The organism is Nocardia sp. NPDC058244 (genome assembly GCF_042882065.1).
GTDB lineage: Bacteria > Actinomycetota > Actinomycetes > Mycobacteriales > Mycobacteriaceae > Nocardia.
The window spans coordinates 871,875-879,955 of record NZ_JBHVWX010000001.1 but is presented as its reverse complement, the minus strand read 5'-3'; the positions used below and the strand labels follow the sequence as shown (position 1 = coordinate 879,955).

Annotated in this window: 6 protein-coding genes; 1 reads left to right on the top strand and 5 read right to left on the bottom strand. The window is 73.1% G+C overall.

Going from position 1 to position 8,081, the window contains the following annotated elements:
• Positions 1-388: 388 nt before the first annotated feature.
• Together cobM and ACFVW6_RS04260 are read right to left on the bottom strand one after the other, a co-directional pair.
• Positions 389-1,159 carry a precorrin-4 C(11)-methyltransferase gene (cobM, locus tag ACFVW6_RS04265; RefSeq protein WP_378823754.1) on the bottom strand — a complete coding sequence of 257 codons (771 nt, stop codon included), beginning with the start codon at positions 1,157-1,159 and terminating at the stop codon, positions 389-391.
• Positions 1,160-1,370: 211 nt separating this feature from the next.
• A complete protein-coding gene (locus ACFVW6_RS04260) occupies positions 1,371-4,838 on the bottom strand; it encodes an Ig-like domain repeat protein (protein ID WP_378823756.1) in 3,468 nt (1,155 codons plus the stop codon).
• A 209-nt stretch (positions 4,839-5,047) separates the two neighbouring features.
• Here ACFVW6_RS04260 and ACFVW6_RS04255 point away from each other — a divergent pair, with 209 nt between their 5' ends.
• On the top strand, positions 5,048-5,779 hold the full coding sequence (locus tag ACFVW6_RS04255; RefSeq protein ID WP_378823759.1) for a DUF3105 domain-containing protein: 732 nt from the start codon (positions 5,048-5,050) through the stop codon (positions 5,777-5,779).
• On the opposite strand, the gene ACFVW6_RS04250 is transcribed toward ACFVW6_RS04255, so the two are convergent.
• Genes ACFVW6_RS04250 through ACFVW6_RS04240 form a run of 3 tightly spaced genes read right to left on the bottom strand, consistent with a single transcriptional unit; the run spans position 5,751 to position 8,071 of the window.
• The gene (locus ACFVW6_RS04250) at positions 5,751-6,176 is read right to left on the bottom strand and encodes a PPOX class F420-dependent oxidoreductase (protein ID WP_365008204.1); all 426 of its coding nucleotides are present in this window, start codon (positions 6,174-6,176) and stop codon (positions 5,751-5,753) included. The two genes, ACFVW6_RS04255 and ACFVW6_RS04250, sit on opposite strands and share 29 nt — an antisense overlap.
• Before the next feature lie 51 nt (positions 6,177-6,227).
• On the bottom strand, positions 6,228-6,845 hold the full coding sequence (locus tag ACFVW6_RS04245; protein WP_357342696.1) for a response regulator transcription factor: 618 nt from the start codon (positions 6,843-6,845) through the stop codon (positions 6,228-6,230).
• Positions 6,842-8,071, bottom strand: a complete 1,230-nt coding sequence (locus ACFVW6_RS04240) for a sensor histidine kinase (protein ID WP_378823762.1) — start codon at positions 8,069-8,071, stop codon at positions 6,842-6,844. The genes ACFVW6_RS04245 and ACFVW6_RS04240 overlap by 4 nt, the downstream gene beginning before the upstream one ends.
• Positions 8,072-8,081: the final 10 nt, after the last annotated feature.

Sequence of the window (8,081 nt, the reverse complement as noted above, 5' to 3'; positions counted from 1 at the left end):
CCCAAACCTCGCTTCCGGAACACCTGCGCAGGCGCTCCCCGACGACACCGGAACGCAGGCGCCTCACCTGTAGAACTAGCGTGGCGCCTGCGTCTCGGGTTCAGTTCTCGAAATCAATCAGGCAAAAAATGTCCATTGGCACTATCTGTCGGCCCGTCCGATCGGTTACATGGCCGAGACCATGCCCACGTCCGTCGGACCGGCAGCGCCGGTGTGCTCGTCGCAAACCATCGCACCAATCTACCGGTGCGCTCCCCCGGCAACCAACCACGTCCATAGCGACGCGGCATAGACCCAGGTAGACCGTCGCCACCCCGTTAGCTGACGCTTGTCTGCGTCCTCACATCGTCGCGAGAGCCCTTCTGCGCCGCGCGGAATGAGGCGTGGATCACACCAACCGGTCTGTCTCGACGGGCGCGCGGAGCCGGGCCGGGTCGTAGAGGTGGGACTGGGCGCAGTCGATCGCGGGGGTGAGGGCTCGGCCGACCAGGATGACGGCGGCTTGGCGGAGGTCGGCGGCTTCCACCTGGTCGGCGATGTCGGTGAGGGTGCCGCGCAGGATCAGCTGTTCGGGCTGGCTGGCGCGGTAGACGACGGCGACCGGGCAGTCGGGGCCGTACTCGTCGATCAGTTCCTTCGCGAGGACGCGGACGCGGGTGATCGCGAGGTGCAGGACCAGGGTGGCGCCGGTGGCGGCGAAGGCGGCCAGGGCCTCGCCCGCGGGCATCGCGGTCGAGCGGGCCTGGGTGCGGGTGAGGACGACCGATTGGACGACCTCGGGGACCGTCAGCTCGGTGCCCAGCGCGGCGGCCGCGGCGGCGTAGGCGGGGACGCCGGGGGTGATGTCCCAGGGGACGCCGACGGCGTCGAGGCGGCGGATCTGCTCGGTGAGGGCCGAGTAGATCGACGGGTCGCCCGAGCAGAGCCGGGCGACGTCGTGCCCCGCCCGGTGGGCGCGCACGAGGTGGCCGGTGATCTCGTCCAGGTCGAGGCGCTGGGTGTCGATCAGCTCGGTGCCGGGCGCGCAGTGGGCCAGCACCTCGGGGTCGAGGTAGGTGCCCGCGTACAGGCAGACCGGGCTGTCGCGCAGCAGGCTCACCGCGCGCACCGTGAGCAGGTCGGCCGCGCCGGGGCCCGCCCCGATGAAGTGCACCGTCATGCCAGCAGCGTAGATCGCGGGCCGCCGGTTCCCGCCCGCGGTACCGGGCCGTGCGCGACCGTGGGACGTCGGCCGGTGGGTCGGTGGGCAGGCCCGGCCCGGCGCTGTCGGCCACGCGGTCCGGTCCACCGCCGCCGGCCCGACCCGTGGCCCACGGTAGGCGGCCGATGCGGTCGCCCGGTTCACCCGAATCGGAGGAACCGCGGCACGGTCAGCGCGCCCCCGGCCGCACGAAGGTCGACGCGAGCTGCAGATTGTTCCTCGGGTTCAGGTCGGTGCCGGTGCTCGACACGTGCAGGAACGAGGTGATCAGCGCCAGCCGCCGTGGTGCCTCCAGCACGACGGTGAAGGTCCTGGTCTCGCCCGCCTCCAGGGTGGCGAGGCGGAACCGGACGTGGGTCGGCTGCGTCTCGCCGCCGCCGGGATCGATCAACCTGCTCCAGCCCTGGGTCGACAATCTGGCCTCGACGCCGGTCGCCTGCCGACCGCCGACATTGCTGACGGTGACCGTCGCCGTCACCCGCTCGCCCGGGTCGGCGGTGCGCGGCACGTCGAGGCGGACGGCGACATCGCCGGGATGGTCGCCCGGTGACTGGCCCGCTCGCAGCACCCACAGCGTCGTCGTGCCGCGGCTCGGCGCGACGCCGGTGGCCGCGTCGCCGGAGTAGTCGGCGGTGACCAGGTGGGTGCCGAAGCCGAGGTGGGAGACGTCGACATCGCGGGCGATCGCGCGGCCGTTGTCGACGGGAACCGGCGCGCCGAGCGGCTTTCCGTCGGCGGCGAACTGGACGGTGCCGGTGTCGACCTCGCCCGCGGGGTCACGGGCGACGGTCGCGGTGAGGTCGAGCTGTTCGAAGAAGGTGACCGGGTTGTGGTTCGCGGTCACCGTGGTCGTCGAGGTCGCGGTGTAGACGGTGAGGTCGGCCTCGGTCCGCGACTGGGCGTAGACGTCGTCGCCGAGATAGTGCGCCTCGACCGTGCCCGCACCGGCGCGCAGCGGCGGTGAACCCGCCGTGCCGTCGGCGGCGAGGGTGACCGGGTCACCGAGCGGCGCACCGTTCTGGGCGAACTGGATGGCGCCGGTGGGGGTCGGCGCGTCCGGCTGCGGCGTCGGCACGGTGACCGTCGCGCCGACGACCGCACCCGCCAGCACCGGTGGCGGCGGCAGCGTCAGATGGATCTCGGTGGGTACCTTCACCGACTGCACCAGCAGGCCGACGCTGCCGAACACCGGCGCGAAGACCCTGGTCGGGTCGTCGGCGAGGTAGGTCGCCAGCACGTGGTGGGTGCCCGGTGACAAGCCGCTGATCGCGGGCAGCGTCACCACCCCGTCGACCAGCTCGATCGGTCCCGGTGTCGCGACACCGTCGATCTCGAAGCGCACATGCCCGGCCGGTGTGCCGAAGGCCGGTGTGGTGCCCGGCCGCTGGCCGACCTTCGCGCTGAAGCTCACCGGCTCACCGACCTGCGAGATCTGGTCGGGCGCGCTCGTGGTCACCTCGATCTCGGTCGGCACCTGGTCGTCGTGCAAGCGGAACACGGTGCCGCCGATCAGGTGGGCCGGGTCGTCGGTGGCCGCGGCCTGGACCAGGAAGCCGCCGGTCAGCTCGCCCTGCTGGGCGGCGGGCAGCGCGGTCAGGTTCACCTCGGCGAAGCCGTCGGCGTCGGTGCTCACCCGGGTGCTCTCGCCGCCGTCGGCGAAGACCGCGGCGCGCGGTTGCCCGGCGGGCATCGAGAAGGTGATCGACTTGCCCGCCTGCGGTCCGTGGATCGCGTCGACGAACCGCACCCGCAGCGGCTCGGCGAACGGCTGCCCCGAGTACGCGCTCTGGCTGTTGCCCGAGATCAGTTCCACCCGGCTGCGTTTCGACGGGATCGGGACGATCAGCTGCACCTTGCCGTCGTTGAGCCGGTCGCGATTGCCATAGCTGCCGTCGGGACCGTTGTAGAAGTGCGGCCGCTGCCCGGCGACCGGGACGACCATCGACTGGCCGCCCCCGCCACCACCGCCACCGCCGTCGTTCCCGTCCTGGGCGCCGTGCCCCTTGCCGCCGCCGTGGCTGCCGCCCCCGCCGCCACCGCCGCCACCACCGGTGGAACTGCCGGTCGCGTGGCCGCCGTCGACGCCGCGCTCACTGCCGCCCTCGCCGCCGAAGCCGCCACCGAAGCCGCCGCTGGTGCCGTCGCCGGGGCGCGGACCGCCGCTGCCACCGTCACCGCCGCCTGCGCTGAAGCCGTCACCGCCGCCACCGCCGCCGCCACCCGCGACGACGACGGGCTCGCTCTCGCGCGACGGCCTGGTCCCGCACTCGGCCGCGTTCTGGCTCACCGCCGACGCCCCGCCGCCGCCCGCGCCGCTGTAGGAGGCGCTGGAGTCGGCGGTGCCGCGCGCGCCGCCCTTGCCGTATCCCCAGCCGCCGCCCGACCCGCCGTAGCGACCGACGTCGATCTTCAGTTGCTTGCGTTCCTGCACGGCGATGACCGCCTGCACGCCGCTGCCGGCGCCGCCGGTGCCGACATCGCCGTAGTCGTGGCCGCCGCCCGCGCCCGCCGCGCCGAGCACGTCGGCGAAGATCTCGTCGACGCCGTCACCGACGCAGTAGTACTGCGCGGCATCGCCGTGCACTCCGAAGGTCGTCGTCCGGACGCCGTCGGCGGAGGTGAGGAACAGGACGTAGCCGTCGCCGGAGACCGAGGCCGTGGTCACGCTCGCCTTCGACAGGCTCGATGACGCGTAGGACGTCCCGCCACCACCGCCCGCGCCACCCGCACCCGGCGCCGCGTGCGGGCCGTGCGAGATCGGGGTCTGCGGCCCCGCGGCACCACCGCAGCCGCCGCCCTGACCGTCGCCACCCTGGTAACCGCCACCGCCACCACCGCCGCCCCCACCGCCGCCGGTCGTGTCGAAGGTGTGGCCGGCGCCGCCCGCGCGGGGACCGCCGCAGGTGAGGCCGCTCGGTGTCGTGCCCGCCGGATTGTTCTCGCCCGCACCGCCGGTCCAGGGCGACCCTTCCTGCCAGCCGACCGCCGCGCTGCCGTCGCCGCCGTTCCCGCCGTCGCGCCGGGAGCCGCCACCGCAGTAGAAGAAGGTCGAATCCTGCACCGGCGACACCGAATAGCAGTCGGGCGCGTTGCCGCCAGCGCCGCCGCCACCGCCCGCGACCAGCACCGGCGTGTTGTCGGCGCCGAGCACCGCCGAGGCGCCACCGCCACCGCCGCCGTCCCAGCCGCTCGAATACACCGTCCCGAAGTTGGTGACCTGATCGACCGCCTCGCCCCTGGCCCCACCCGAGGCGTACGGCGAGAACCCACCGTTCGCCCCGCCCGCGCACCCGACCTGGACCTGGAACTCCTGCTCCGGCGTCACCCGCAGACCACCGCTGACCTGACCGCCGAGCCCACCGATCCCGGTGAAATTCGGGTTCGGCGTCTGCCCCTGACCGCCGACCGCCTCGATATAGAGGCTCGTCGTCCCGGCGGGCACCCGGTAGGTCTGCGACCGCGCGCTGCAATAGAACACGTCGATCGCGAGTCCGGACTCGGGATCGTCGAAGTGCTCGGACGCGCGCTCGACGGGCGGACCGGGCGGCTGCGACTGCGCGAGTGTCGCGGTGCCGACGACCAGCACCGCGCCGAGGGTCGCGGCCAGCCAGGCCCGTGTCGCAGTTCGTCCGGCCATGCCAGAGCTCCGTTCGCCAGCGCCGTTGCCTACGAAACTTGACGAAACGGTAGCGGTGGTGCTGGCCTCGACCCGGCAGCGACGCGCGTTTTTCCGCTGGTCATCGGGGTTGTCGACGGCGCGATCCGGCAGGCGGGCGGTGCCGCGAGCGGCGGGCAAGTAAGTTCGGACCCGACGGCGACGGCCGACACGACGACAGGGGAACCGCGGTGCGGAATTCGGACACGACCACCGGCGCGCGCCGCGCCGCCACGGCGGGCATCGCGGTCGCCGCGCTCCTCGTCGCCGGCTGCGCGACCGCCGACAAACTCGACGGCACCGCCGTCGCCGCGACGGATGCCTTCGTGCCGAGCGCGGACAACCAGGATCCGTCCCGCGAGATCCCCGGTGTCGAGATCACCGAGTTCCCGCCCGGGCTGCACGTGACCAGCACGCAGCGGGTCGCCTATCCCGTGATCCCGCCGCTGGGCGGTCCACACGACAGCCGGTGGGCGGCCTGCGACGGCGTCGTCTACGCGACGGGTGTGCGCACCGAGAACGTGGTGCACTCGATGGAGCACGGCGCGGTGTGGATCGCCTACAACCCGGACAGGGTGAGCGCCGAGGACCGCGCCGCGCTCGCCGCGCGGGTGACCGGCAAGCCGTACACCCTGATGTCCCCGATCCCCGGCATGGCCCATCCGATCTCGCTGCAATCGTGGGGCCATCAGCTCGAGCCCGACAGCGCCGCCGATCCCCGGATCGACCAGTTCATCCTCGCCCTGCGCGAGAACCCCTACACCACCCCGGAACCGGGCGCGACCTGTTCGTCCCCGCTCTTCGACCGCACCAACCCGCCGCCGTTCGACCCCACCGCGCCCGGCCCCGACGCCGTCGACCCGAACAGCGACGGCGGCACGGCCCCCGGCCTGCCTACGCCGTCACCTGGAAGTGGGCGATGATCTTGGTCGGCCGCACCCGCACGACCAGCTCCCCCGCCACCCCGTTCCGCTTGCCGAACTCCTCGGCCTGATCCGGACCCATGTAGCGCGCCGCGATCTCGGTCGCGGTGCGCACCAGCTCGTCGAGGTCCTCGGACAATGTCACCGTCCCCTGCACCTCCACCAGCGCGTACGGCGGTTCCTCCAGATCCACGCACAGCGCCACCCGCGGATCCCGCGCGAACGCCCGCCCCTTGGCCGTGTTCTTCCCGGTGTTGAAGACCAGCTCGTCCCCCTCGACGATGAACCACACCGGCGTCACCAGCGGCCGCCCGTCGGCACCGGTGAACGCCACCTTGCCGGTTCGTGTGCCCTGGGAAAGGAATGCGCGCACCTGGGGATCAGCGAGTGAGGCCATGCGATCAGGGTAGGCGGATGTCCGGGCGAACTCGGGCTGCGACCGCGCGTGTCAGATGGCGCCCTGTTCGCGGGCCGTGGCGACGGCCGAGGTGCGGGACTTGACGCCGAGTTTGGCGTAGATGTGGACCAGGTGGGATTTGACCGTGGTCTCGCTGAGGAACAGCTGTTTGGCGATGTCGCGGTTGGACAGGCCAGCGGCGACCAGCCGCAGGACCTCGACCTCGCGGGGGCTCAGGGTGGTGTCGGCGCGGCGGACACGGGTCATCAGGCGGGAGGCGACCGTCGGGGACAGGACGCTCTCGCCCGCGGCGGCCGCGCGGACGGCGGCGAGCAGTTCGGCAGGCGGGGTGTCCTTGAGGAGGTAGCCGACGGCGCCCGCTTCGATGGCGCCGAGGATGTCGGCGTCGGTGTCGTAGTTGGTGACCACCAGGACGTTCGGCGGGGTGGGCAGGGCGCGCAGATCGGCGGTGGCGGCGGCGCCGGAGCGGCCGTCGCCGAAGCGCAGGTCCATCAGGACCAGGTCGACGGGGTCGGCCGCGCAGAACGCCACGGCCGCCTCCGCGTCGGCGACATCGCCGACCACGGTGATGTCATCGGCCGACTCGAGCAGGGCGCGCAGCCCGGCCCGCACGATCGCGTGGTCGTCGGCGAGCAGCAGCCGGATCACGCGACCGCTCCCAGCGGGAAGGACACGGTGACCGCGGTGTGGCCCGGCTCGGATTCGATCGTCATCCGGCCGCCCTGCTGCTCGACGCGGCTGCGCATGGCCGCCAGGCCGAACGCCCCGGCGCGGGGTCCGGCCAGCACGGCGGGGTCGATGCCGACGCCGTCGTCGACGATGTCGAGATGCACGTCGGTGTCGTCGTAGGTGAGGGTGACCCGCATGCGCCCGGCCCCGGCGTGCTGGACGACGTTGGCGACGGCGCTCTGCGCGATCCGCACCAGCGCCGCCTCCACCGGCATCGGCAGCCGCTCCGGCTCGCCCTCGACGAGCAGCTGGGTCGACAGCGCGGCCGACCGCGCGCGCTCGCAGATCCGGTCCAGCGCTTCGGCCAGCGACTGCCCGTCCAGCGCGGCGGGCGACAATTCGTCGATGAGCCTGCGGGTTTCGGCCAGGTCCTCGGCGGCGGTCTCGCGCGCGAGCCGGATCCGGTCCAGCGCAGGATGATCCGGCGCCGCCTGCTCGGCCGCGTGCAACAGCAGCTGGATACTGCTGAGCCCCTGCGCGACGGTGTCGTGGATCTCCTTGGCCAGCCGTTCGCGTTCGGCCAGTTTGCCCGCGGTGCGTTCCTGTTCGGCGAGAATCGCTCTGGTGCCGAGCAATTCGTCGATCAGCCGCTCGCGCTCCACCGCTTCGCGATACAGCGCCTGATAGCCCAGCCCGATGCCGATGGCGACCAGCGCGCCGAGCACCGGCCCGACCACCGCGCCCACCGACCAGCCCCGGTGCGCCGCGAATCCGACGACACCGACCGCCGTCGCCAGCACCACCGCGAGCAGATTCCACGGCCGCGGCAGCAGATGCAGGTAGAGGAAGAACAGGCCGAAGGCGAGATACACCGCGTCCGGCGTGAGCCCGAGCAGCGCCAGCCACAGCACGGTCAGCGCGGCCAGCCACACCCCCACCACCCGCGAATCCCAGCCGGCCGCGTCGGCGGCGCGGACCGAGGCGGGGACGCCGGCGGCGACCCGATCCCCCGCACGCCGGGGCAGCTCGGTGCCCGCGAAGTAGACGGCCAGCCAGACCACGGTCAGCACGACGACTCCCACACCGTGCCCACCCCCGCCGGGTAGCAGCGCCCGCACCGCGACCACCACACCCAGCACCGTCACCAGCACATGCAGGCCGAGCCGCAGCGTGGTGACCACCGGGGTCAGGGGGGACGAGTGCACCCGACCAGCT

Bases quoted from the DNA above. Each gene is read 5' to 3' on its own strand.
- ACFVW6_RS04260 (WP_378823756.1), bottom strand. From the start codon at position 4,838: ATGGCCGGACGAACTGCGACACGGGCCTGGCTGGCCGCGACCCTCGGC.
- ACFVW6_RS04250 (WP_365008204.1), bottom strand. From the start codon at position 6,176: ATGGCCTCACTCGCTGATCCCCAGGTGCGCGCATTCCTTTCCCAGGGC.
- cobM (WP_378823754.1), bottom strand. From the start codon at position 1,159: ATGACGGTGCACTTCATCGGGGCGGGCCCCGGCGCGGCCGACCTGCTC.